A 1,550-nucleotide genomic window follows, 5' to 3' on the forward strand; every position below is an offset into this window, starting at 1 on the left:
GCCCAGCCAGACCCCGAACCGCGCGGCCGGGGCCCCGGGGGGGGGGGCCCGTCCGCCCCCGGGGGGGGCGGGGGCGGCCGGCCCGGCCATCACACGCCGCCCGCAGCCGCGGCCGGGGGCGTGGTGGTGACGGCGCGGTGCGGCAGGGGGTGCAGCACCATGCCGGTCACGGCGAACGGCACCCCGCGCTCGATGTCCCCGGCGGCCAGGGCGCGGCCGTAGTGACCGGCGAGGACGGCGAGCGCCTGGTGCACCAGGTCCTCAGGCGTCCGGCCGGTCTGACGCAGGACCGCCAGGTCGCGGCGCGCGGCCGGCGACCGGCTCAGGTCCACACCGGCCAGCGGATCGGCCACCCTGCGCGGCAGACCGGCCCCCCGCCCACCGCCAGCCTTCTCACCCGCGCTGACCTGCGGCGCAGTTTCCCCCACCGGCCGATCGGCCGCCGCAGTCGCGGGATCGGCCGCCGGTTGCCTGCCCGGGACCGGGAGGCCGAGGACCTCCAGGTCCCGGGTCACCGTGTCCCTGGAGATCTCCAGTTGCTCGGCCATCTGCCGCAGGCTCAGAGCCGGGTCGGCCACCCGGAGTTCGGCCACCCGCTGGCGGCGCTGCGCGCGCGCCGACGCAGGAGTCACCGGCCACCGCCCTCAGCCGCGGCCTCGGTCTCGGGCGCGTCGTACGGCTCGTCCGGCTCGCCGGGCTCGTCCTGGAAGGGGCCGGGCCCCTCGTCGTCCCGGTCGTCCTGGTCGCCGTCGTGGGGGTGTTCCAGGGGGCGGCGGGCGTTCCACGCGGCGAGCGCGACGTACCGGCGGGCCGTATCCATCCACGTCTGCGTGCCGCGGTGGTCTGCCCGCGTGTGCGCGCCGACGGCGAGGCCGAGGACGTTGTGGGCGCTGCGGGTGTGCTCGTGCAGCTGCGGCAGCGGGGCGGGCAGGTCCCGCGGGTGCGGGGTGTACGTCCACGCCTCGATCCGGTGCTGCGTACGGCTGGTGTCGTGCCGGCGGTGGAAGTCGCGCAGCTGGACCGCGTGCGCGAGGCCGCACGCCGGGACGTGACCGAACGCCTGCTCCTTGGGCCCGGCGTCGATGTACACGGTGTCCGGAGTGCAGTAGTGGTCCTCGCCCTCGGCGTGCGGGCAGACGGCCCCGCTTGCGGTCGGCTCGCTGACGTGCTGCTCGACCATCGCGAAGCGCACCACGCGGTACGCCGTCGCCCGGCCGCAGCCCTGCACCCAGCACCGCCGGTACTGCGCGTACGCCTGGTAGGAGCATTCGTCGCAGACGCAGCCGCCCCCGCAGTTGCAGCCGAGGGGGTCGCCGTCCTCGTCCTCGCCGGCGCAGCCGCAGTACTCGTCCGGGTCCTCGCCGTCGTGATTGCCGGGCAGCAGGGTGTCGGGGGCCCAGGCCCGCATGAGGATGCGGGCGGCGGCGTCGATCTCCGCCGTGGTGGGCTGCTCGGTGGTGGTCGTCGGTCGCTGGTCGCGACGGTAATTGTTGCGAGGGGGGGTGGTTCCCCCGCCGGGGGGCCGCGGGGGGGCCAGGGCGCCCCCCCGG

At 77.1% G+C, this 1,550-nt stretch carries 2 protein-coding genes; both read right to left on the reverse strand.

The genetic code is table 11. The features are described from left to right. Nucleotides 1-89: 89 nt before the first annotated feature. Nucleotides 90-632, reverse strand: coding sequence for a hypothetical protein (locus ACFXAZ_RS38485; RefSeq protein ID WP_384601409.1), 543 nt, complete (start codon nucleotides 630-632; stop codon nucleotides 90-92). Continuing rightward, nucleotides 629-1,550 (reverse strand): hypothetical protein (locus ACFXAZ_RS38490; protein ID WP_384601412.1); only part of this gene is annotated, 922 nt, incomplete at its 5' end. The genes ACFXAZ_RS38490 and ACFXAZ_RS38485, both read right to left, overlap by 4 nt.

This window comes from Streptomyces sp. NPDC059477 (assembly GCF_042749375.1).
Taxonomy (GTDB): domain Bacteria; phylum Actinomycetota; class Actinomycetes; order Streptomycetales; family Streptomycetaceae; genus Streptomyces.